Source organism: Exiguobacterium sp. 9-2 (assembly GCF_036287235.1).
Taxonomy (GTDB): Bacteria; Bacillota; Bacilli; order Exiguobacteriales; family Exiguobacteriaceae; genus Exiguobacterium_A.
Genome location: NZ_CP142850.1, coordinates 2407971 through 2430815, shown reverse-complemented (window position 1 = coordinate 2430815; position 22845 = coordinate 2407971). Strand labels below are relative to the sequence as shown.

The following is a 22845-nucleotide window of genomic DNA, read 5'->3' as shown; positions in this document are numbered from 1 at the left end:
GGGTCATGCGATGCGTATCGAGATGACAGGTATCAAAAAAGCATTCGGGCCTGTTCCCGTCCTGAAAGGTGTCGACTTCGAACTCGCTGCGGGTGAGATCCATGCCTTGATGGGAGAGAACGGTGCCGGGAAATCGACGCTGATGAAGATTTTGACCGGTGTTCATAAAGCGGACGCAGGTACGATCCGCGTCGATGGACAGGACGTCGAGTATAAGAATCCGAAACTTGCCGAAGAGGCGGGGATTGCCTTCATCCACCAGGAGCTGAACATCCTCCCGGATTTAACGGTGACGGAGAACTTGTTCCTCGGACGAGAGTTGAAGTCACGCTTCGGGATTCTCAAGCAAGGGGAGATGAAGCGGCAGGCAGAACGTGAACTCGCCGAATTGAACGTCTTCATGGACGTCGATCAACTCGCTCGGACGTTATCGGTCGGTCAGCAACAGATGATCGAGATCGCAAAAGCTTTGATGACGGACGCAAAGGTCATCATCATGGATGAACCGACAGCCGCACTGACGGAGCGGGAAATTCGTGCCTTGTTCAGCGTCGCGACGGCACTGCGCAACCAAGGTGTCTCAATCGTCTATATCTCACACCGGATGGAGGAAATCTTCGAGCTCTGCGACCGAATCACGGTCTTACGGGACGGGATCTCCGTCTCGACGCACGCGATTCCCGAGACATCGTTCGAACAGATCGTCCGAGAGATGGTCGGTCGTGAGATGGGCGAAAGGTATCCGGACCGTGATGTGTCGATCGGTGAGACCGTCCTTGAGGTGAAACAGGCGAGCGGGAAACGGTTTGACGATGTCTCGTTCTCCGTCAAGGCGGGTGAAATCATCGGCTTCTCAGGTTTGATGGGCGCTGGGCGGACGGAAGTCATGCGCGGGCTGTTCGGGGTCGATCGCCTGAAAGAGGGAACGATTGAACTGAACGGACAGTCGCTGAAAATCAAGACACCATACGATGCGATTCGCCAAGGAATCGGCTTTTTGACCGAAGACCGCAAAGGCGAAGGCTTGTTCCTCGACTTTTCACTGCGCGAGAACATCTCACTGCCAACGATTCGTTCGTTATCCCGGTCTGGTGTCATCAAGGATCAGGCAGAACGCGATTTCGCGGAAGGATATTTGAAGTCACTTTCGGTCCGGCACAGCTCGATGGACCAGCCGGCGAAGTCATTGTCCGGTGGGAACCAACAAAAGGTCGTCCTCGCGAAGTGGCTCGGGACACAACCGAAAGTCTTGATCCTCGACGAACCGACACGTGGTGTCGACGTCGGGGCGAAGAAAGAGATTTATCTCATCATGAACGAACTCGCTGCGGCGGGTGTCGCGATCATCATGGTCAGCTCGGACCTCCCGGAGATTCTCGGGATGAGCGACCGGGTCTACGTCATGCGCGAAGGCAAGATGAGCGGCATGTTGACACGACAGGAAGCGACGCAAGAAAGCATCATGACACTTGCGACAGGAGGACAATGATATGGAATTGATGCAAGGCAAGGTAACGGAAGCAAAACCGAGACGTCTTGGGATCGGACAAAAGCTTGGACCACTCGCAGGATTGTTCGCGATCGTCCTCGTCGTCTCGATCATGGAACCGGACTTTTTAACACTGAATAATCTATTTAACATCTTACGGCAAGTCTCGATCAATGCCTTGATTGCCTTCGGGATGACGTTTGTCATTCTGACAGGTGGGATTGATTTATCAGTTGGCTCGATTCTCGCCCTCTCGTCCGCCTTCGTCGCGGGTCTGATGACGGACGGAACATCAGCGTTGATCGCTGTTCTGGCTGGTCTAATCGTCGGAGCTGTCATGGGTGCGTTAAACGGGATGGTCATCTCGCTCGGGAAAGTCGCACCATTCATCGCAACACTTGCGACGATGACGATTTTCCGCGGATTGACGCTCGTCTATACGGACGGGAAACCAATCACTGGTCTGAGCCAAGGTGGCTGGTTCGAACTGTTCGGACGCGGCTACTTCTGGATCTTCCCAGTACCGGTTTTAACAATGTTGCTTGCCTTCGCGGTCCTCTACTTCATCTTGAAGAAGACGACGTTCGGTCGCTATACGTATGCGATTGGTGGTAACGAAGAAGCAGCAAAGTTGATGGGGATTCAAGTCAATAAAGTCAAAATCATGATTTACTCACTCTCTGGGTTGATGGCGGCACTTGCCGGAATCATCCTGACGTCTCGTCTGAACTCGGCACAGCCGACGGCGGGGACATCGTACGAACTCGACGCCATCGCAGCGGTCGTCCTTGGTGGGACGAGCCTCTCAGGTGGTCGTGGCTGGATTGTCGGTACCTTGATCGGTGCCTTGATCATCGGAACACTAAACAACGGACTTAACTTGCTTGGTGTCTCCTCGTTCTTCCAACTCGTCGTCAAAGGTTTAGTCATTTTGTTCGCGGTACTCGCGGACCGGAAACAAGCAGCGTAACCCACACTCAAAAAGGAGGATTTACAGATGAAAAAACTACTTGCAGTCGTCATGATGGCATTAATGGTCTTCGCAGCCGCCTGTTCGACGGAACAACCGGGCAGCAGCAACGGTGATACGAAGAAAAAGACGAAGGACTTCAAGATTGGTCTTTCGATTTCAACCCTCAATAACCCATTCTTCGTCTCGTTAAAAGAAGGGGCAGAACAAGAAGCCAAAGCACAAGGCGCAACTCTTCAAGTCGCCGATGCACAAGATGATGCGGCAAAACAAGCAAGCGATATCGAAGACATGGTTCAAAAGAAAGTCGATCTCATTTTGATCAACCCAACGGATTCAGCAGCAGTTGGTGCAGCCGTCCAAACAGCTAACGATGCGAACATCCCAGTCATCACGGTTGACCGGAACGCAGAAGCAGGCGACGTCGTCGCACACATCGCGTCAGATAACGTCGCGGGTGGGAAACAAGCAGGTGAGTTCATGATCGAACTCGTCGGCGATAAAGCGAAAGTCGTTGAACTCGAAGGAATTCCAGGAGCATCCGCAACTCGTGACCGTGGTAAAGGATTCCATGAAGCAGTCGATGGTAAACTTGACGTCGTCGCAAAACAAGCAGCAAACTTCGACCGGGCAAAAGGATTGTCGGTCATGGAGAACATCCTTCAAAACAACAAAGACATCAAAGCCGTCTTCGCTCACAATGATGAAATGGCTCTCGGTGCGGTCGAAGCGTTAAAAGCAGCGGGTCTGAACGATGTCAAAGTCATCGGCTTCGATGCAACGGATGATGCCGTCAAAGCCGTCAAAGACGGAAAAATGGCAGGAACGATCGCTCAAAAACCGACTGAGATCGGGAAAATGGGTGTCGAGACAGCAATCAAGCACCTAAAAGGCGACAAAGTCGAGAAGAACATCCCAGTTGATCTCGAATTGATCAAACAATAAGGAGATAAGACACCTGAGTCAATGATTCAGGTGTCTCTTTTCGTCAGGCAGGAAAAAGTTCCTAAATCTATTCCTTGTTCCCGTACTTGTTTTTCTCTATAATGAAAGAAGCGTATATTACTGAAGGAGGATCATCGATGATCATTCATAACGTGGCTCTTGTCGGCCTCATCGTCGTTTCCGTTCTTCTCATCATCGTCGTTCTATTGATGTCGGGTCGTACGACCGGACTCGGAGCATTGACGGGTGGAGCAGAACAATTATTTGGTCGCCAAAAAGCTCGTGGCTTGGATGCGGTCCTAAATCGTGTGGCGTCTATCTTAGGAGCATTACTCTTCATCTTGGCGTTACTCGTCGCTTTTTATAAGTGAGCATTGAAACGACAGCCGTATGATCGCGCTGTCGTTTTTTGTATTTCTCGATATTCATTTTTTCCGGATATGGGGTATAGAGTTAGAGGGGGAATCATTTTATGAAAATCACTTTACCAAAACCATTCTTTTTCGAAGCCGGCCCACGTGCCGTTTTACTATTACACGGATTCACGGGATCGAGCGCGGATGTCCGCATCCTCGGTCGCTACTTGCAAAAACAAGGCTATACGTCCCTAGCACCACAATATAAAGGGCACGCTGCCCCACCCGAAGAGCTGACGAAGACCGGGCCAGCCGACTGGTGGCAGGATGTCCTTGCCGGATATCAGGAACTCGTCGATAAAGGCTATGACGAAATCGCCGTTTGTGGACTGTCGCTCGGTGGCGTCATGTCGTTGAAGTTATCGATGAACCGTCCGGTCAAAGCGGTCATCCCGATGTGTGCACCCGCCTACATCAAAAGTGAAGAAGTCATGTATGCAGGAGTCACCGAGTACGCACGAGAATTCAAGAAGCGAGAAGGCAAATCACAAGAAGAGATCGACCAAGAGATGGCGTCCTTCGAACCGATGCCGACCTTGAAGGACTTACAGGAACTGCTGCGCGAGACACGCGATTCGCTTGAGGACGTCTACGCACCGACGCTCGTCGTCCAAGCACGCAATGATCACATGATCAACACCGACTCCGCGAACATCATCCATGATGGAGTCAGTGCCTTCCAAAAAGAGCTGATCTGGTATGAGAACTCAGGTCACGTCATTACGCTCGACAAAGAAAAAGACCAGCTCCACTCTGACATCTTGGACTTCCTGGAGTCATTGAACTGGAGCAAGTAACTGGAGGTGTCACGTTGGAATTACGTGAACGAATACTAACGGTCATCACGACGGAAGAACGTCCGTTGTCGATTGATCAATTAACGAAAAAACTAGAACTAGCGGATACGGAAGCATTCAAGGAATTGATCCGGACGCTAAACGCAATGGAAGACGAAGCATTGATCGCCCGGACACGCTCGAACAAGTACGGAACGCTCGCGCAAATCGGTCAAGTCGCTGGGAAGATTTCCGTCCACCAACGCGGGTTCGGTTTCGTCTCACCGGAAGACGGCTCAGAAGGCGATATCTTCTTACCGGCACCGGAACTGAAGAACGTCTATAACGGCGACCGTGTCCTCGTCAAAGTGTTTGCCGAGTCAAACGGCGGCGATCGTCGCGAAGGGAAACTGCTCAAGATTCTCTCACGCGGACCAGCCGATTTCGTCGGAACGTTCGTCAGTCCAAAAGGACGGATTGAATCGATTGCTTACATCGAACCGGATGATACGAAGCTGACGTTCTTACCGGTCGTCGCGAACGACGATACGCTCGGTGCCGTCGATGGCCACAAAGTCCTCGCCCGGATCACGAAGTATCCAGACGGTCGCTACGCTGGAACAGCGAAAGTATTGAAAATCATTGGTCACAAGAATGACCCAGGCGTCGACATCTTATCGATCGTCCATAAGCATGGGATCAACGTCGACTTCTCACCGGAAGCGATTGCTGAGGCGAATGCTGTACCGGATCAGATCGATGAGAAAGACTTAGTCGGACGCGTTGATCTACGGAACGAATTGACGGTGACGATTGACGGAGCGGACGCAAAAGACCTCGATGATGCGGTTCACGTCAAGAAATTAGCGAACGGTAACTTCGAGCTTGGTGTCCACATCGCCGACGTCTCGCATTACGTCAAAGAAGATTCAGCACTCGACGAAGAAGCGCGTGAGCGCGGAACGAGTGTTTATCTCGTCGACCGCGTCATCCCGATGATTCCGCACCGTCTATCGAACGGGATCTGCTCGCTCAACCCGCACGTCGATCGTCTGACGCTCAGCTGTATCATGGAAATCGATGCGAACGGTGCTGTCGTCAACCACGAGATATTCCAGAGTGTTATCAAGACGACGGAACGGATGACGTATACGGACGTCCGGAAAATCATCGAACGTGAAGACGAAGAAGTGATCGCAAAGTATCAGGATCTCGTCGAGTACTTCGACAAGATGGCGGAACTCGCAGCAATCCTCCGCGAACGCCGCTCACGTCGTGGTGCGATCAACTTCGACTTCCCAGAAGCGAAGGTCCTCGTCAACGAAGAAGGCAAGACGAGTGAGATCATCCTCCGGGAACGGTCAGTCGCTGAGAAGCTGATTGAAGAGTTCATGCTCGCAGCGAACGAAACGGTCGCCGAGCACATCCAGCGTCAAAAACTACCGTTCATGTACCGGATTCACGATGAGCCAAAAGCAGAACGTCTCGATACGTTCTTCAAGTTCATTGGTAACTTCGGCATCAACGTCGAACGCAAGGGTGAGTCAGTTGCACCGAAAACGTTGCAATCGATTCTCAATGCTGTTGAAGGTGAGCCAGAAGAAGCCGTCGTCAGTACGGTCATGCTCCGTTCGCTCCAACAAGCGAAATACGACATCGAACCGATTGGCCACTTCGGTCTGTCGACGGACTACTACACGCACTTCACGTCACCGATTCGTCGTTACCCAGACTTAATGGTTCACCGTCTGTTGCGTGAATATGTCATCTACAACGATAAGTCACAGAAGACGCAAGACCGTTACTCGGAAATCTTACCTGAGATCGCTGATCACTCGTCGAAACGCGAGCGTCGCGCCGTTGATGCGGAGCGGGAAACGAACGCGTTGAAGAAAGCCGAGTATATGGAGCAACACATTGGCGAGACGTTCGAAGGTGTCGTCAGTGGCGTGACGAACTTCGGGATGTTCGTCGAATTGCCGAACACGATCGAGGGACTCGTCCACATCCAAGCGATGACGGATGACTTCTACCGTTACGATGAAGCGAACTATCAACTGATCGGTGAGCGGACGAAGCAACAGTTCCGGATCGGTGATTTCGTCGAAATCAAGGTCACGAACGTCAACATCGATGAACGGACGATCGACTTCAGCGTCGTTGGGATGCCAGAGCGGCAACCGAAGAAACGCTTCGAGTCGAAGACGATTCGCTCAAGCGGTGGACGTCCGGGACACAAACGCGACGACAAGAAGAAAGACGATCGTCGTGGCAAGAAACGGTCGGGTAAGAGCGACCAAAGCAAGGGAAAAGGATTCTCGTTAAAGAATAAGAAAGATAAGCCGCCGTTCCATAAGGCGGTCTCGAATAAGAAACGGAAGCGCAAATAAGCGCTTCCGCATCGGAAATGTGGTGAACGAATATGCCAAAGGGAACAGATTCGAAAGTCTTAGCGAACAACAAACGGGCCTCGTTCGATTATGCGATCGAGGATACGATTGAAGCCGGTCTCGTCTTGACGGGGACGGAGATCAAATCGGTTCGTAAAGGAAAAATCAGCATCGGGGACGCGTTCGTCCGGTTCGACGGGGGAGAGGCGATTCTCTGGAACTCGAACATCGCTCACTTCGAACAGGGGAACCGATACAACCATGAGCAGCTCCGCCCACGGAAGCTTTTGTTGCACAAGAAACAGATTGCGAATTTGATCGGTGCGGTCTCACGGGACGGTTATACGATCGTTCCGCTGAAGGTCTATATCAAGAATGGTTACGCGAAATGCTTGATTGGACTTGGACGCGGGAAGAAAAAATTCGATAAACGCGACGACTTGAAAAAGAAGGATGCAAAGCGTGATATCGAACGAGCACTACGCGATAAGCAAAAGTATTGAACCCGTAACACTTTTCTGCTAGAATATTAGTATTCGGAAAGCCCCAATTTTATATCTTGGGGACGTTACGGATTCGACGGGGGTAGTTCGGTCTTCTGTGGCGTGTCGAGGGGTCGGCCTCGTTAAAACGCACCAGCCATAACTGGCAAAACTAACACACAACTCGCAGCAGCGTAATAGCAACTGCGGATCCTAGCAGCTGTCGCCTGGTCGGCTGATTTCTAGGGTCTCACTTTAAACAGGCTACGCTTGGACCCTTCCGTCTGGAGGGAAAGAGAAGAGATGGAATCAGACTGGTCGGACGGACGCCTGTCAATTGGCAGCCTGACGACGAGATCCCAATAAATTGACTACACACGTAGAAGCTTAAGTATACGATGCCTTCGGACGTGGGTTCGACTCCCACCGTCTCCATACCCTGAAATCTTAGGATTTCAAAAATGTCTAAGTCCTCTAATAGGATTTAGACATTTTTTTATTTATTAAAACTTTGAATATACACTTTTCAAACTTGAATTCTGTGAATAGAGATATGATATAATAATTTATAACAAAAAATGGGATTAATCTGTTTGTTGACTCATTACTAGATTATATAACTCCCAACTAATATCAAACAGCTACTAAAAAATGTGTGAGGATATAGTTAAAATTAGACAAAAAATTATTCGATGAGCTTAATGAATATATCAAATAAAAAAAATAAGAAGTTGAAAGAAACATTCTTACCTTATATATAGTAGGAATGCTTTTTTGTAAACACAAATATATTGTATTAATCAAAAGGGAGGTATTTAAAATGAGTAAAATGGATACAATTTATGATCGATATGTTACAGAAGAAAAATTAAAAAATGGTACAAAATATGAAAAACTAGCTGCTATTATTTTTAAAATTCTTAACGAAGATAACAATGATGTAGTTTTGCATGATTTAAAACTATCTGGTGAGGGCAAAAACGCACAACATCAAATAGACGTAGTTATTGAAAAAAAAGAAGGACCAAAACGGAGAGTTCTTATTGAATGTAAGGATTACTCTGAAACAATTGGTATTGATATTGTAAGAAATTTTTATGGTGTTATTCATCAAATAAAACCAGATAAATCAATTATTATTACAACAAAAGGGTATACCCAACCGGCTAAAGATTTCGCAAATGATGAAAATATACAACTTGTTATTTTAAAAGAATTTGAAAATCAAGATTGGGAAAATAAAGTTCAAGAAATAATTGTACAAATTGATTATATTATGATAACTACTCCTAAAATTAAATTTTTATTAAATACTAATAATTTAAAAGAAATAAAAAATAAAGAAAATATAGGCGAATCTTCCGTGAAAAGAGTCGATGCTACAGATGAATATTTTTATAATGCTAGGAAAGAGAGAAAGATGTCATTTAGTGAAGTAATTTCACCAATTATAAATAGCGCTGAAAGAGTCGAAGATAAAGAAACTAAAGAAGTTCACATTTTTAAGGAAGAGAAATATATATATTTGAACGATGATTTTATTGAAATAAAGGGTTTTGAATATTCTTTTTTTAGTTATAAAACTAATACTCAAAATATTATTAATATAGGTCAGAAAATAGCCCTTTTACTTTTAAAATATATCAACGGTGATGGCTTCCAAAAAATTTTTTTCGATAAAGATATCGAAGGATGGGAGTTTAATGAAATTGGTGAAGTAATAAAAAAAACTAAATTTTGATTTGAAAAATAATTTAACTTTAATGAATGGGAGCTGACACCTATGATACGACGTGCCACGTTGATGGACGGAAAGGCATTATCGGACTTGATGCGACGCATTGATCGGGAAACGAAATATATGTTGTATGAGCCGGAAGAACGCGTCCTGTCAACGGAACAGGCGGAGGCGTTCATCGAGAAGTTCGGTCAGGCTGCGAACTCGGACATCTTTGTCGTGGATGTCGACGAGCAACTCGTCGGTTATGTGCTCGTCGTTGGTGGTGAGCCGAGTCGGATTCGTCACCGGGCGAACCTCGTCATCGGCTTGCTCGATGCCTATACGGGTCGTGGGCTTGGTGCGGGTCTACTTGAAGCGGTTGATGCATTTGCGATTGAAGCGGGACTCATCCGACTCGAGTTGACGGTTCGCAAGGACAACTTGCGGGCAATCGAGCTCTATCATAAGTTTGGCTTCAACATCGAAGGAACACGCATCGCATCGCTCTTCATCGATGGCGAATACGTCGATGAACTGGCGATGTCGAAGATTTATACAGTGGAAGAATCCTAAAAAAGATGCTCCATGGACTTATCTCTGAAAAGAGACAAGAACATGAGCATCTTTTTTATGGTGATATCTTTTGTTGTTCGAAGTCGATCTCCAGAACGTTTTTCGCATAATCCTTACCCCAGTCATACATCGCATCTAAAATCGGCATTAAACTATGGCCGTGTGGCGTCAACGAGTATTCGACCTTCGGTGGTACGACCGGATAAACTTCCCGGTGAATGATGTGGTGGTCTTCGAGTTCCCGCAGTTGATTGACGAGCATCCGTTGTGTGATCCCGGGCATCAGACTTTTCAGTTCCCCGAAGCGTTTTGTCCCTTCCTTGCCTAAGTGCCAAAGAATGAGCATCTTCCATTTTCCCCCGATGATCGAGAGGGTCAATTCCTTCTCACAGTTAAACTGACGGTCTTCAAAATGTGGCATTGTTCCACCTCCTGTTCTAGTATAGTCTTTCTTCCAATCGACAGTATACTTTTCTGCACTATGTATGAAAAACCGCACTATGTAAATTAAAAGTGCGTACTTCTCAAGAATGCTCCCGCGGATTATATTTAGTCCTGTTCCTTCATGAACGTTTGAAGGAAGTGTCAGGTACGACAATACAGAGAAGAATGGGAGAGATATAAAATGAAATTACAACTCGCAATTGATTTAGTCGATACAGCAGGTGCGATCGCTTTAGTCAAAGAAATCGGGGAAGACAATTTAGATATCGTTGAGATCGGCACACCGGTCGTCATCAACGAGGGGCTCCGCGCCGTCAAAGAAATGAAAGCCGCGTTCCCGAACTTAACGGTCCTCGCTGACTTGAAGATCATGGACGCTGCCGGCTACGAAGTCAGTCAAGCTGTCGCACACGGCGCTGATATCGTAACGATTCTTGGTGCAGCCGAAGACATGTCGATCAAAGGGGCAGTCGAAGAAGCGAAAAAATCAGGCAAACAGATTCTCGTCGACATGATTGCTGTGAAAGATATCGCAACACGGGCGAAAGAACTTGATGCATTAGGCGTCGACTACATCTGTGTCCACACAGGTTACGATCTCCAAGCAGTCGGTCAAAACTCGTTCGAGGATCTTGCGACAATCAAATCGGTTGTGACAAACGCAAAAACAGCTGTTGCGGGTGGTATCAAGATGGAGACGTTACCGGAAGTCATCGCTGCACGTCCTGATCTGATCATCGTCGGTGGCGGGATCACGGGACAAGATGATAAACAAAAGACAGCGTCAACGATGCACCGGATGCTGCAAGAGGCGTAAATGACACATATCCAAACGATTATCAAAGAACTGACATCGACGGTCGAAGCGATCGATGAGACGGAGACGAAAGAACTGGCAGACGCTGTGCTTCAAGCGAACCGAATCTTTCTCGCAGGAGCCGGTCGCTCCGGCTTGATGGGGAAAGCGTTCGTCATGCGGCTGATGCACATGGGACTCGATGCTTATGTCGTCGGCGAGACGGTCACGGCGAATTTACGCGAGGGTGACTTGTTAATCGTCGGTTCCGGATCAGGTGAGACGAAAACCTTGATTCCAATCGTCGAGAAAGCACAGCAACTTGGTGGAACGGTAGCGGTTGTCACGATCAGTCCGACGTCAACGTTAGCACGATTAGCCGACTTGGTCGTCCAATTGCCTGGAGTTCCGAAAGAACAAACGGCATCAGCGGACGAGACGGTTCAACCGATGGGCTCGTTGTTCGAACAGACGATGTTGTTGTTCTATGATGGATTGATTCTGCAGATCATGGAAGACAAACAGCTCGATTCGCAAACGATGTACGGGAAACATGCCAACTTAGAATGAAACATGCGAAACAGATTAGTTCTTTTCTTCAAATAGAAGGGGGCTAGTCTGTTTTTGTCTGTAGATTTTTCGCGTATGAATGCGTATTAATCAGAAATTCTCCTTTCCTTCTTTTCATAATTTTCTTAAAGACTTAGTCCCGCAACGTGAGATACTCAAAGAAAGGAAAAAAGAGGAAAAGGAGATTGTCATGCGATTTCAACGGATTGGTGTAATCAGTGCTTTACTCGCTGCAAGTATCTTGACCGGTTGTGCAGAACCGGACCAAATTCCGCCTTTGAATCAGCTTAGGTCACACTGGATCGAGGATAATACTGCTGAAGATGTAAATAATCCCGATGCCATCGTGCAACGCATTAAAGCGAAGGACTTTTCAGAACAGGATTCGTTTGAAGCGGATTTCCGTCGTCACGTGACGTTTTACTTTAAAGATGGAACAAAAGCGCACCCGACTGAAGGTGATATCTGGAGCAGTATCGTTGTCGGAAATCATGCTTACGTGACGCTGCATTATCCAAAAGGAGCAGATCGTCTTGCTGTACTAGAGTATACCAAGCAAGAGACGAACTGGATGTTAGGAGGCGTCTCATATGACGACGTTCAAAACATTAAGAAGAGTAGTTCTGCTCGCGGCTTGAATTTACCGTTCTCGACATTCCAAGCGATTATGAGTAGTTCGACTCCTAATGGGGACGATAGTGTTTGGTTCTTCCACACGAAGTCCCAAACGATTCTTCTAACCGTTGTTCCGAAGCAAGACGTTCAAGGCGAGGACTGGAAGGAAACGACACTTGCGAACGGACAGACGGCTTATTTCGAGCAGAAACAAAAGAGAACGAACCTCTACTACGTCGAGGACAATCAAATCGTCCTCCTGTCCGGTAACGTGTCGCTAAAACAATTAAAAAAATTAGCACGATCGATTGCTCCTGTCGACTCTGCTGATTTCCCGTATTCTTAAACAAAAAAATCCGGACGCTACGGCATCCGGATTTTTGTTTTACCATTTGAAATCAAAATCAGCACCGACATCTTTCGCAAGATGGGCATCAGATCCATAGACGAGCGGAAGCGATAACGACTGCGTGACTTGCAAGAGTTCCGGGTAAGGATAGGAAAGACCACATAATGGTTTCCGGAGTCCTGCTGTGTTGACGTCGAGTGTGAAGTTCGCCTGACGGATCTTCCGTAACGTGTCGTCGAGGTTCGTTGGGTTCGACTCAAGCGGATAGGCTTGGATGAATTTCGTCGGTAACGTTAAGTGACCGAGGCGCTTCGGCTGGTGTGCACCGAGGTCCGTCATGACGAGGGCTTGGATGCCTTCATAATAGCGTTCGTGTACCGCCGTGACGCTTCCGAGTTTCGTGACGATCTCACCGAAGCTTTCCTTGCTGAAGTCGACGCCGTAATATTGCTCATCGATGTATAAGTAATGCAGTGAGAGAATGCCGTCGGTTAAGACGTCAGCGTAGCGGGCAATGATGTCACGCGTACCGTCGACATGCCCTTCCCAGTAGTCGAACTCCATCCCGATCCGGATATCAATCTGATTCTTGTATGTCTCGCGGAGTTGCGTCAATTCCTTCAGGTAGGCATCGGCTGTCGCGAACGACATTCCGGAATCGTTATCTGGCGCAGGATCCGTCACACCTTCAGGTAAAGGGGCATGTTCCGTGAAGCTGATCCGTTCTAAGCCTTGCTCTAAGGCACGCTCGATGTAGGCTTCAAGTGGATCCTTCGTACCGTGTGGACAATATGGACTGTGGACGTGACCGTCCCATTTCAATAATTGCATGAGTAACCCTCCGATTTTTTAGAATTGGCAAGCAAAGCGATTGACAATGTGCCCCAAACGCGGTATCTTATCGTTAAATAATTTAGCGTGGTACAGTGATAATAAGATAAAGGAGTGGGAGTATGCAATCATTTTCTACGATTCGACTCAAGGATGGAGCGACGGACTATGTCGGTGCCTCAGCAACGCGGCTCCAGCAGGTCATCCGTCAGCTCGAAGATGGACTCGAACAATCTAACTATACCCGATTAATCACCCCCTTAATTGAGGAAATCGGTGGACGGGAACAGATTCGGATGGATTTTACGACTAGTGTCGCACGTGCACTCAGCGAACGCGGTCGCGAACAATATAAACGTGTCTTCTACAGTGGCTCCGTCTTTCAACCGGAAGAGAAGTTCCAGGTCGGATTCGAGGAACGGGGACAAATCGCAGAAGTCGAAGCAATCCAACTCGCGGTCCGACTCGTCGAGGAACTGACAGGAAAAGAAGTCACCCTCTCAATCGGCGATGCCGGACTGATCGAGCATTTGATTGAGACACGTGTCGGTGATCACCACTTACGCGACCAAGTGACACAGATGCTTCGTTTACGTAACGTCATCGAACTGAAGCGAATCGCGGGTCAACTTGATGATGCCTTACTTGCGAAACTTCCTTTATTATTCGGACGCGAAGGAGCAGAGACGATCTTACCGTACGTTGACGAAACACGACTCAATGCCGTGCTTGATCTCGCGGAAGCCGTCAATGCCGATCTCGACTTCGGTCAAATGGGCTTACAGACGTACTACGACGGGATCACGGTCCACGGTTTCATCGAAGGCGTGACGGAACCCGTCCTCGTCGGTGGACGCTACGACCGGCTCTATGAACAATTCGGACAAGAACAACAGGCGTTCGGCATCGGATTCTCGGTCGAACGGTTGGCGGAGGTGCTCTAAATGCGAATCGGAATTACGAAAGGACGGCTGTCGAAAGCGACAGAACGTTATCTAAAAGAAGCTGGCGTCGAGACATGGGGAGCCATTGAACGCGAACTAATCGTCAAACGGGGCGAGCACGAATTCGTCTTCATGAAAGGATCGGATTTGATTCCGTATGTCGCTCAAGGTGTTCTTGACGTCGCGATCACCGGCAGTGATATCCTACTGGAATCGGATCAAGAACTATCGGAACTCGCGGAATTACCGTTCGGTGTCTGCCGGATGTCCGTCTGTGCAAAGGAACCGTTGCAATTCGAAGGCGGACGCCGCGTCCGGATCGCGACGAAGTATCCGGTCATCGCAAAACGCTACTTCAGCGAACTCGGTGTCGACGTCGACATCGTACCGTTGAACGGATCCGTTGAACTAGCACCGTTACTTGGTCTTGCTGACGCAATCGTCGATATCGTCGAGACAGGTGAGACGTTACGGGCGAACGGACTAAATGAATACGAAAAAATCATCGATATCAGCGCTCGATTCTTTACGAGCGAATGGACGTTAAAACGGAAGCGGGTGGAAGTCATCCGCTTGCTCGAGCAATTGACAGAAGGAGTGACACGATCATGACACCGACAAAACCATTCAGCATCGATCGCGACACGGAGCTCGCGGTCCGCGCGATTCTCGAACGCGTCGCAACAGACGGTGACGCTGCTGTCCGCGATTACACGAACCAATTCGATCAGGTCGATCTCGAAGATTTCCGTCTCAGTGAAACACGGATCACACAAGCCTTCGAACAGGCAGACGCCAACTTGATTGACTCGTTGAAGTTGATGGCGACACGACTCGTCGAGTGGCACGAACAAGAACTACCGTCTGACATCGAACTCGTCGAAGCAGACGTGACACGACGCCAACGGTTCGTTCCCGTTGATTCGGTCGGGATCTACGTACCGGGTGGTGCAGCAAGTTATCCATCGACCGTCTTGATGAACGCGATTCCAGCGAAAGTTGCCGGAGTCGAACGCGTCGTCATGGTGACACCGATGACGAACTTAAGTGATGAGGTTCTCGTTGCGGCACGCATCGCTGGTGTGACAGAAATCTATACGATTGGTGGAGCACAAGCGGTCGCCGCGCTGACATTTGGAACAGAAAGCATCCAAGCCGTTGACTTGATCGTCGGACCCGGAAACCGCTTCGTTGCTGAAGCAAAACGCCAAGTCTACGGGATCGTTGGTATCGACTCGGTTGCCGGTCCATCGGAAGTCGTCGTCATCGCGGACGAAACAGCGCATCCGGACCGGATCGCAGCCGACCTCCTTGCGCAAGCCGAACACGACCGTGACGCTGTCGCGATCGCCTTCGTGCCAACGGAAGAGATGAAACAAGCGGTGGATGCAGAAATCGAGCGGCGCTTACAGCAATTGCCGCGTCAAGAGATTGCCCGTCGTGCGATGGAAAACGGTGGCGTCTTCGTCGCTCCACTTGAGAAAGCGATCGAAGAAGCGAACCGTCTCGCAGCGGAACACTTGGAACTTGCCGTTGCCAATCCGCAAGAGGTCGTCAAGTCGATCCGTCACGCTGGGATGATCTTCCTCGGTCACGAGACACCGGAAACGCTCGGCGATTACGTCGCTGGAACGAACCACGTCTTACCGACATCCGGAACAGCTCGTTTTGCGTCTGGATTATCGGCGCGGACGTTCTTGCGTCACCAGACGATGCTCGAAGCCACACGCGCAGGCGTACAACGTCTCGCGAACGCAGCGAAGACCGTTGCCCGGGTCGAAGGACTCGAAGCACACGCACAAGCCATCGAAGTGAGGGAAGACTAATGCGATTACACCAAAACGAACGATTCACGACCCACAGTCCAGTCGGGATCGAAGCGATCCAGGAATTGATCGCGACGTTCCCTTTAAATGAATATCCTGTCGAGATCATCGATCAAGTTAGGGCATCGTACGCAACATACGCTGGTGTCCGTCCGACGCAACTCGTCGCCGGGAACGGCTCGGATGAGCTGATCGGCTACTTATGTGCCCGCTACGGCGGACCCGGCATGCCGGTCATCGCCTCGGAACCGGATTTCGTCATGTACCAGTTCTACGCTGACCGAGCACGGGCACCGTTTGAACGCGTGCCGTTACTCGACGAGATGGCGCTTGACGTCGACGGATTGATCGCAGCTCCTGGTGAGATCATCTTCTTGAGTCACCCGCACAATCCGTCCGGTGTCCTCCGCAAGGAAGCGGACATCCGTCGCTTGCTCGACAGTGGCAAATACGTCGTCATCGATGAGGCGTACATCGACTTCGCGCTCGAACAGTCGATGCTTCACTTACTCGAGGAATATCCGAAAGCGATCATCTTACGGACGCTCTCGAAAGCGTTCGGACTCGCATCGCTCCGACTTGGTTTTGTCATCGCGAGCGAACAAATCATCGAAGAAATCGAACAGATTAAATCACCGTACAACGTCTCTGGTCTATCAGCAGCTGTCGGCATCGCCATCATGGCAGAACCGGAACTCGATCGAGTCTTAGAGGAAACGTATGCGAGCCGCGAAGCGATCGAGCGGATTCTCGCGCCAATCGGCAAGACGTATCCGAGTGCAGCGAACTTCGTCTATGTCGAGTATCCGGAAGCCGAACGCTTTACGCAGCGTTGTGCTGACGCTGGATTACGGATCCGCTTGTTTGACCAGGCATTCCGTGTCAGTTGTGGATCACCAGAAGCGATGCAAGTATTAGAAACGTGTGTAGAGGAGGAATTACGATGCGGCGTGGCGCAAGCGAACGAGTAAGTGCAGAATCAGACATCAAGGTTGAGGTCGATCTCGCAGGAGGTCCGGTTGAAATCAAGACCGGTGTCGGGTTCTTTGATCATATGTTGACGTTATTTGCCTTTCAGGCCCGGATCGGTCTGAAGGTGACAGCAAAAGGTGATACGTGGATCGATGCCCACCACACGGTCGAAGATACCGCGATCGTCCTCGGGGCAGCGTTGACGGAAGCGCTCGGCGATAAAGCCGGGATTGAACGCTACGGTGAATCGCGTGTACCGATGGATGAGACACTCGCGTCGGTCGTGCTCGATTTCAGCGGTCGTCCGTTCACGGTCTTCCGTGCTAGTTTCAAGAATCCGAAGCTCGGTGACTTTGATACGGAACTCGCAGAAGAGTTCTTCCAAGGCTTATCACGGAGTGCCCGGATGACGATTCATGCCGAAGTCTTATATGGCTCGAACACACACCACATGATCGAAGGGTTGTTCAAAGCACTCGGTCGAGCCGTCCGTCAGGCAGTCGCCGTGACGAGCGAAGGGGTACCGTCTACGAAAGGGTTGATTGATCAATGATAGCAATCGTCGATTATGGCGTCGGGAATATCGCGAATGTCGAGCGGGCGTTAAAGGAGCTCGGCGAAGCAGTCATCGTCACGAGTGACACGGAGTTGCTCGACCAAGCGGAAGCACTCGTCTTACCGGGTGTCGGTGCTTATGCACCGGCAATGGAGCGCCTGAAGGAAACGGGACTCGTCGACTTCTTAAAAGAACAAGCGGAAAAGAAACCGTTCCTCGGGATTTGCCTCGGGATGCAACTGCTCTTTGAATCGAGTGACGAAGATGGACTGACAGAAGGACTCGGAATTTTACCGGGAACGATCGAAAAACTACCGAGCGACGTCCGCTTGCCACACATGGGCTGGCACCAGCTGACGAACCACGGCGAAGCGGTCTATTTCGTCCACTCGTACGGTGCCGTCTGTGATCCAGAATGGATCGTCGATTCGGTCGAATACGGACGTCTCGTCCCAGCAATCGTCCAAAAAGGACAAGTCACGGGGATGCAGTTCCACCCGGAAAAGAGTGGCGAAGTCGGATTGAAACTACTGAAGGAATGGAGAGAGACGACATGCAACTCTACCCAGCAATCGATTTAATGAGCGGACAGGCCGTACGCCTGAAGCAAGGAGATTTTGACCAACAGACATTCTTCGGTGATGCGTTGACGATTGCGAAGCGCTTCAAGGAAGATGGGGCGACAGCGATCCACTTGATCGATCTTGATGGCGCGAAAGCCGGCGAACCGTTGCACTTGAGCTTGATTGCCGACATCAAAAAGGAGACCGGTTTGTTCGTCGAAGCTGGTGGTGGTGTCCGTAACATCGAGACCGTCGAAGCGTACGTCGGTGCCGGAATCGACCGGATTCTCGTCGGCACGGTTGCCCTAGAAGACGAAGCGTTACTCGAGCAGATGATTGCTCTCGCTGGTGATAAACTGGCTGTTGCGTTAGATGCAAAAGAAGGCATCGTCCAGACACGCGGCTGGCTCGAAGCGAGCGGTTGGACGCTCGAAGAGGCGATGACGCACTTGATCGGAAAAGGCATCAAGACGTTCCTGTATACAGACATTTCGCGTGACGGAATGATGATGGGACCGGACGTTGATGGACTCGATCGTTTGAAGCGGGAAGGGGTCGAATTGATCGCTTCTGGTGGTGTGACGACCGTTGATGACGTCGCGCGCCTCAAAGAGATCGGGATGGACGGAGCGGTCGTCGGTCGGGCATTGCTCGACGGATCACTCGCCTTAAAAGAGGTGTTACGCGTATGTTGATGAAACGAATCATTCCCTGTCTTGACGTCAAGGAAGGACGTGTCGTCAAAGGGGTCAAATTCCAAAACTTACGTGATCTCGGTGACCCGGTCGCCGTCGCGAAATACTATTACGAGCAAGGGGCGGACGAACTCGTCCTGCTCGATATCTCAGCAACGCAAGAAGGGCGCGAGACGATGCTTGATATCGTCGAACGCGTCGCAGAAGTCATCTACATGCCGTTTACGGTCGGTGGCGGAATCAAGACGATCGAAGACGCGAAACGCTTGATTCGTGCCGGTGCTGACAAAGTCTCACTCAACTCATCAGCGCTTCAAAATCCACAACTGATTCAAGAAGTCAGCCGCCTGTTCGGTGTCCAAGCGACGGTCGTCGCAATCGATGCGAAACAGACCGGTGACTCATGGGGTGTCTTCTCACACGGTGGAACACAACCCGTCGGACGTGACGCAATCGAGTGGGCACAGGAAGCTGTTGCGCTCGGTGCCGGGGAGTTACTCGTCACGTCAATGGATGCTGACGGAACAAAAGACGGCTATGATCTCGCCTTGATTCGTCGTTTGCGTGAAGTCGTCAACGTGCCGATCATCGCTTCTGGTGGGGTCGGAACACTCGATCACTTGGCGGAAGGGCTAGAGGCAGGAGCTGACGCAGCCCTTGCTGCTTCAATCTTCCATGAAGCGACATACACGATGCCGGAAACGAAAGCCTACCTCAAAGAACGGGGAGTCGAAGTCCGATGACGACATTGAATTTTTCAAAAGGACTCGTCGCTGCCGTCGTCGTCGACGAGCAGACGAACGATGTCTTGATGGTCGGCTTCATGGACCAAGCCGCTTATGATAAGACGCTTGCGACCGGTCTTGTCACCTTCTTCTCGCGGACGAAGAATCGTCTCTGGACGAAAGGGGAGACGAGCGGGAACACGCTTGAACTCAAACGGATGTGGATTGACTGTGATCAAGATAGTCTTTTGATCACGGTCAAAGCGAATGGTCCGACATGCCATACAGGAAATCGTAGTTGTTTCTATACGGAAGTGGAGGTGCCCGATGTTATACGAACTGGAACAGACGGTCAAAGCGAAGATTGACGCGAAAGAAGCAGAATCCTATACGAACTATTTGATTGCTTCTGGATATGAGAAGATCGCGAAGAAGTTCGGCGAAGAGGCATTTGAAGTCGTTCTCGCTGGTAACGATACGTTAGCAGAAGAGACAGCAGACTTGCTGTATCACTTAACGGTCTTGCTTGCTGACCGTGGTATCTCTTTCAAAGAAGTCGAAGCTGTCCTCAATGAACGTCATGGAACAAAATCGACGTTTAAGGACCGCCCAGATATTGAAAAGTGGTAAACGACATCCACATCGCTTAAGCGGTGTGGATTTTTGTATAAGCGGGAAAAGACAAACAGATGACGGTTGTCATCAAATCGACAGAATCTTTCGATAGGCACGCTGTCGCTTCAGAGCGTATAATCAAAGTGTTAGTCTTGTGTCATTAGAAAGTAGGTGTTCGGTTGGTTACCAAAAAAGAACTTAAGCAAACGATCAAGCAACAATCGAAAGAAACGATCGAAGAGCTACTCGCAAAAGGTGACTCCTTAAAAGAGGAGATCGCCAGTGCCATTACACACGGATTGGGTGTCATTTTCAGTATCGTCGCGCTCGTGCTGTTGATCCTGCAGGCGACGAAGTCCGGTAGCGCTTGGAACGTCACTGCTGTCAGTATCTTCGGGGCAACGATGATTCTCCTTTATCTGTTCTCGACCTTGATGCATTCGCTGATGCATACGAAAGCAAACAAAGTTCTACAAATTTTAGATCATGCTGGCATCTATCTCTTGATTGCTGGTAGTTATACACCGTTCGCCTTGATCACGCTCCGTGGTCCGCTCGGCTGGACGTTGCTTGGAATCGTCTGGGGTGTCGGAACGCTCGGCATCATCTGGAAGCTATATTCGACAGGTAAGTATGTTTGGATTTCAAATGCATCTTATCTGATTCTCGGCTGGTGTTGTCTGTTTGCGATCAAGCCGATCTATGAAGCACTTGGGTTACAAGGATTCTTACTGCTCCTCGGTGGTGGACTTGCGTACTCCCTCGGCGTCATCTTTTACGTCTGGGCACGCTTGCCGTATAACCACGCGATTTGGCATCTGTTCGTCCTTGCTGGTAGTGTGTTGATCTTCCTGTCGATTTTCTATTACGTTGCTCCAGCGACGATGTCATGAAGAAACTACGGCTCCGGGACTGGCTCCCGATCACGCTGTATTTTATGTTTGGACTTGGATTGCTCCTGTATTTCCGGATGTCGGGAATGTTGGAGCAATTCGACATTCAAGCATTATCGGATTGGGTACGGAATCAAGGTCTGACAGGGATGTTGCTCTATGTGCTCGCTTATACCGTCCGACCACTCGTCTTTTTTCCGGCGAGTCTTTTGACCGTCTTTGGCGGCTATACGTACGGTCCGTGGCTCGGGACATTACTTGATGTTATTGGTGCCGGTACGGGTGGATTACTCAGCTTTTGGATCGCCCGGTTGCTCGGTCGCCGTGGAGTTGAGAAGTTGATCGGGAAAGGGAAGCTGAACGTACTCGACGAACGGATTGCAACGAACGGCTTTCTCGTCGTCTTGATCGTCCGGTTGATTCCGCTATTTCCGTTTGACGCGATCAGCTACGCGTCCGGATTATCAAAAATCCGCTTCAAACAGTTCGCGATCGCGAACTACATCGGGATCATTCCCGGTGCGTTCGTTTACAACAATATTGGCTCAAGCCTACGTGATCCGTTCTCGTGGCAGTTCTTCCTCGCGATCGGTCTGTATGTCTTATTCTTTGCCGTGGGACTTGTCGCACAACAGATTCTCAAAAATAAACAAAAGAAAGAGCGTATGTAAGCGCTTTATGTCATAATATAAAGGCAGAGATGTGAACCGATACGGTAAAACAGCCTAGCATTTATTTAGGGGGAATCATGAGTGATGGAAAAAGTACTACGGGATGGTTTTATCTTCTTATCGCAAAACAAGACATTGAACGGTCTCGCCAAGCGATACGGGCTTAAATTCGGAGCAAGTCGCTTCGTGGCAGGGGATTCATTGGAAGCATCAAAACGGGCGATCCAGGAATTGAACGCAAAAGGATTATGCGTCACGATGGACCATTTAGGGGAGTTCATCTCGACGGTAGCGGAAGCAGAGATGATGACACAAGAATGTATTCGTGCGGTTGAGATGATTGCGGAAGAAAAATTAGACTCGCAACTCTCGTTGAAACTGACATCACTCGGACTTGATATCTCGGGCGACTTGATTCGTTCGAACATGGAACGGATTTTAACACGGGCAAAAGAACTCGGTGTCTTCGTCACGATCGACATGGAAGATGAGCCACGTTGTGAAAAAACGATTCAACTGTTTGAAGAATTGCGCCAATCTTTCGATAACATCGGTACGGTCATTCAGTCATACCTCTACCGGTCGGAAGATGATATCAAACGCGTCGGTCGCTTCGAGACGAATCTCCGGATCGTTAAAGGGGCATATAAAGAGCCGGCAACGGTGGCGTTCCCAGAAAAAGAAGACGTCGATCACAACTACATCAAGCTCGTGAAGTTACAATTATCACTCGGAAACTATGCTGCCGTCGCAACACATGACGATGCGATGATCGAGCAAATCATCCGTTACGCTAAAGAAAACGGGATTGAAAAAGACCAGTTCGAATTCCAGATGTTATTCGGCATCCGGGTTGAGCGTCAACTCGAACTCGTCAAACAAGGATATAAAGTCCGTGTCTATGTCCCTTATGGACGTGACTGGTATGGTTACTTTATGCGCCGTTTAGCAGAACGACCGGCAAACGTTGCCTTCGTTCTCAAAGGAATGGTCAAAGGATAAGTAGAAAAGACGATGCA

Annotated in this window: 25 protein-coding genes, 1 other RNA gene and 1 pseudogene; 25 read left to right on the top strand and 2 right to left on the bottom strand. The window is 49.5% G+C overall.

Annotated features, from left to right (window positions below; all coding sequences use genetic code 11):
* Positions 1 to 10: 10 nt before the first annotated feature.
* The 10 genes from VJ374_RS12770 to VJ374_RS12725 all read left to right on the top strand — a co-directional run bounded on the left by VJ374_RS12770 (position 11) and on the right by VJ374_RS12725 (position 9761).
* Entirely contained in the window at positions 11 to 1489 is a 1479-nt protein-coding gene (locus VJ374_RS12770) for a sugar ABC transporter ATP-binding protein (protein WP_294745131.1), read from the top strand.
* A 1-nt stretch (position 1490) separates the two neighbouring features.
* Positions 1491 to 2459 (top strand): ribose ABC transporter permease, encoded by a 969-nt coding sequence (rbsC, locus tag VJ374_RS12765; protein WP_052019102.1) that lies wholly within the window; start codon positions 1491 to 1493, stop codon positions 2457 to 2459.
* 27 nt (positions 2460 to 2486) lie between these two features.
* The gene (gene rbsB / locus VJ374_RS12760; RefSeq protein ID WP_133207679.1) at positions 2487 to 3404 is read left to right on the top strand and encodes a ribose ABC transporter substrate-binding protein RbsB; all 918 of its coding nucleotides are present in this window, start codon (positions 2487 to 2489) and stop codon (positions 3402 to 3404) included.
* Between the two features lie 137 nt (positions 3405 to 3541).
* Entirely contained in the window at positions 3542 to 3775 is a 234-nt protein-coding gene (gene secG / locus VJ374_RS12755) for a preprotein translocase subunit SecG (protein WP_023469201.1), read from the top strand.
* A 101-nt stretch (positions 3776 to 3876) separates the two neighbouring features.
* Positions 3877 to 4617, top strand: coding sequence for an alpha/beta hydrolase (locus VJ374_RS12750; protein WP_035409936.1), 741 nt, complete (start codon positions 3877 to 3879; stop codon positions 4615 to 4617).
* 14 nt (positions 4618 to 4631) lie between these two features.
* Positions 4632 to 6986, top strand: coding sequence for a ribonuclease R (gene rnr, locus VJ374_RS12745; RefSeq protein WP_329468969.1), 2355 nt, complete (start codon positions 4632 to 4634; stop codon positions 6984 to 6986).
* Between the two features lie 32 nt (positions 6987 to 7018).
* Positions 7019 to 7489, top strand: a complete 471-nt coding sequence (gene smpB, locus VJ374_RS12740) for an SsrA-binding protein SmpB (protein ID WP_023469198.1) — start codon at positions 7019 to 7021, stop codon at positions 7487 to 7489.
* A 58-nt stretch (positions 7490 to 7547) separates the two neighbouring features.
* Positions 7548 to 7906, top strand: a transfer-messenger RNA (tmRNA) gene (gene ssrA / locus VJ374_RS12735).
* Between the two features lie 382 nt (positions 7907 to 8288).
* The gene (locus VJ374_RS12730) at positions 8289 to 9209 is read left to right on the top strand and encodes a restriction endonuclease (protein WP_329468967.1); all 921 of its coding nucleotides are present in this window, start codon (positions 8289 to 8291) and stop codon (positions 9207 to 9209) included.
* 42 nt (positions 9210 to 9251) lie between these two features.
* The gene (locus VJ374_RS12725; RefSeq protein ID WP_035405931.1) at positions 9252 to 9761 is read left to right on the top strand and encodes a GNAT family N-acetyltransferase; all 510 of its coding nucleotides are present in this window, start codon (positions 9252 to 9254) and stop codon (positions 9759 to 9761) included.
* Positions 9762 to 9816: 55 nt separating this feature from the next.
* Here VJ374_RS12725 and VJ374_RS12720 read toward each other — a convergent pair whose 3' ends face one another.
* Entirely contained in the window at positions 9817 to 10182 is a 366-nt protein-coding gene (locus VJ374_RS12720; RefSeq protein WP_029342458.1) for a transcriptional activator HxlR, read from the bottom strand.
* A 204-nt stretch (positions 10183 to 10386) separates the two neighbouring features.
* On the opposite strand from VJ374_RS12720, the gene hxlA reads away from it, so the two are divergent.
* From hxlA to VJ374_RS12705, 3 genes are all read left to right on the top strand, one after another.
* On the top strand, positions 10387 to 11022 hold the full coding sequence (gene hxlA, locus VJ374_RS12715; RefSeq protein WP_290779000.1) for a 3-hexulose-6-phosphate synthase: 636 nt from the start codon (positions 10387 to 10389) through the stop codon (positions 11020 to 11022).
* Positions 11023 to 11571: a 6-phospho-3-hexuloisomerase gene (gene hxlB / locus VJ374_RS12710; RefSeq protein WP_329468960.1), complete on the top strand. Its 549-nt coding sequence runs from the start codon at positions 11023 to 11025 to the stop codon at positions 11569 to 11571.
* A gap of 190 nt (positions 11572 to 11761) precedes the next feature.
* Positions 11762 to 12532: a hypothetical protein gene (locus VJ374_RS12705; protein WP_329468958.1), complete on the top strand. Its 771-nt coding sequence runs from the start codon at positions 11762 to 11764 to the stop codon at positions 12530 to 12532.
* 39 nt (positions 12533 to 12571) lie between these two features.
* Here the strand turns inward: VJ374_RS12705 and hisJ are convergent, their stop codons facing one another.
* The gene (gene hisJ, locus VJ374_RS12700) at positions 12572 to 13366 is read right to left on the bottom strand and encodes a histidinol-phosphatase HisJ (protein ID WP_329468956.1); all 795 of its coding nucleotides are present in this window, start codon (positions 13364 to 13366) and stop codon (positions 12572 to 12574) included.
* A 122-nt stretch (positions 13367 to 13488) separates the two neighbouring features.
* On the opposite strand from hisJ, the gene VJ374_RS12695 reads away from it, so the two are divergent.
* The 12 genes and pseudogenes from VJ374_RS12695 (at position 13489) to VJ374_RS12640 (ending at position 22828) form a co-directional block, all read left to right on the top strand.
* On the top strand, positions 13489 to 14310 hold the full coding sequence (locus tag VJ374_RS12695; RefSeq protein ID WP_214805352.1) for an ATP phosphoribosyltransferase regulatory subunit: 822 nt from the start codon (positions 13489 to 13491) through the stop codon (positions 14308 to 14310).
* Positions 14311 to 14922: an ATP phosphoribosyltransferase gene (hisG, locus tag VJ374_RS12690; RefSeq protein WP_023469189.1), complete on the top strand. Its 612-nt coding sequence runs from the start codon at positions 14311 to 14313 to the stop codon at positions 14920 to 14922.
* The gene (gene hisD, locus VJ374_RS12685; protein WP_029342453.1) at positions 14919 to 16136 is read left to right on the top strand and encodes a histidinol dehydrogenase; all 1218 of its coding nucleotides are present in this window, start codon (positions 14919 to 14921) and stop codon (positions 16134 to 16136) included. The genes hisG and hisD overlap by 4 nt, the downstream gene beginning before the upstream one ends.
* Positions 16136 to 17107 (top strand): pyridoxal phosphate-dependent aminotransferase, encoded by a 972-nt coding sequence (locus tag VJ374_RS12680; RefSeq protein ID WP_329468949.1) that lies wholly within the window; start codon positions 16136 to 16138, stop codon positions 17105 to 17107. The genes hisD and VJ374_RS12680 overlap by 1 nt, the downstream gene beginning before the upstream one ends.
* Positions 17080 to 17661: an imidazoleglycerol-phosphate dehydratase HisB gene (hisB, locus tag VJ374_RS12675; RefSeq protein ID WP_035396348.1), complete on the top strand. Its 582-nt coding sequence runs from the start codon at positions 17080 to 17082 to the stop codon at positions 17659 to 17661. Before VJ374_RS12680 ends, hisB begins: the two co-directional genes overlap by 28 nt.
* Positions 17658 to 18245 carry an imidazole glycerol phosphate synthase subunit HisH gene (gene hisH / locus VJ374_RS12670; RefSeq protein ID WP_255997628.1) on the top strand — a complete coding sequence of 196 codons (588 nt, stop codon included), beginning with the start codon at positions 17658 to 17660 and terminating at the stop codon, positions 18243 to 18245. Before hisB ends, hisH begins: the two co-directional genes overlap by 4 nt.
* Positions 18218 to 18922 carry a 1-(5-phosphoribosyl)-5-[(5-phosphoribosylamino)methylideneamino]imidazole-4-carboxamide isomerase gene (gene hisA, locus VJ374_RS12665; protein WP_035396350.1) on the top strand — a complete coding sequence of 235 codons (705 nt, stop codon included), beginning with the start codon at positions 18218 to 18220 and terminating at the stop codon, positions 18920 to 18922. The genes hisH and hisA overlap by 28 nt, the downstream gene beginning before the upstream one ends.
* Entirely contained in the window at positions 18916 to 19665 is a 750-nt protein-coding gene (gene hisF, locus VJ374_RS12660) for an imidazole glycerol phosphate synthase subunit HisF (protein WP_023469183.1), read from the top strand. Before hisA ends, hisF begins: the two co-directional genes overlap by 7 nt.
* Positions 19662 to 20277 (top strand): annotated as a pseudogene (gene hisIE / locus VJ374_RS12655) (bifunctional phosphoribosyl-AMP cyclohydrolase/phosphoribosyl-ATP diphosphatase HisIE). Before hisF ends, hisIE begins: the two are co-directional and overlap by 4 nt.
* 218 nt (positions 20278 to 20495) lie before the next feature.
* On the top strand, positions 20496 to 21155 hold the full coding sequence (trhA, locus tag VJ374_RS12650) for a PAQR family membrane homeostasis protein TrhA (protein WP_056063369.1): 660 nt from the start codon (positions 20496 to 20498) through the stop codon (positions 21153 to 21155).
* On the top strand, positions 21152 to 21826 hold the full coding sequence (locus tag VJ374_RS12645) for a TVP38/TMEM64 family protein (RefSeq protein WP_290779020.1): 675 nt from the start codon (positions 21152 to 21154) through the stop codon (positions 21824 to 21826). The genes trhA and VJ374_RS12645 overlap by 4 nt, the downstream gene beginning before the upstream one ends.
* Positions 21827 to 21910: 84 nt before the next feature.
* Positions 21911 to 22828 carry a proline dehydrogenase gene (locus tag VJ374_RS12640; protein ID WP_290783288.1) on the top strand — a complete coding sequence of 306 codons (918 nt, stop codon included), beginning with the start codon at positions 21911 to 21913 and terminating at the stop codon, positions 22826 to 22828.
* The last annotated feature ends 17 nt before the right edge of the window (positions 22829 to 22845 follow it).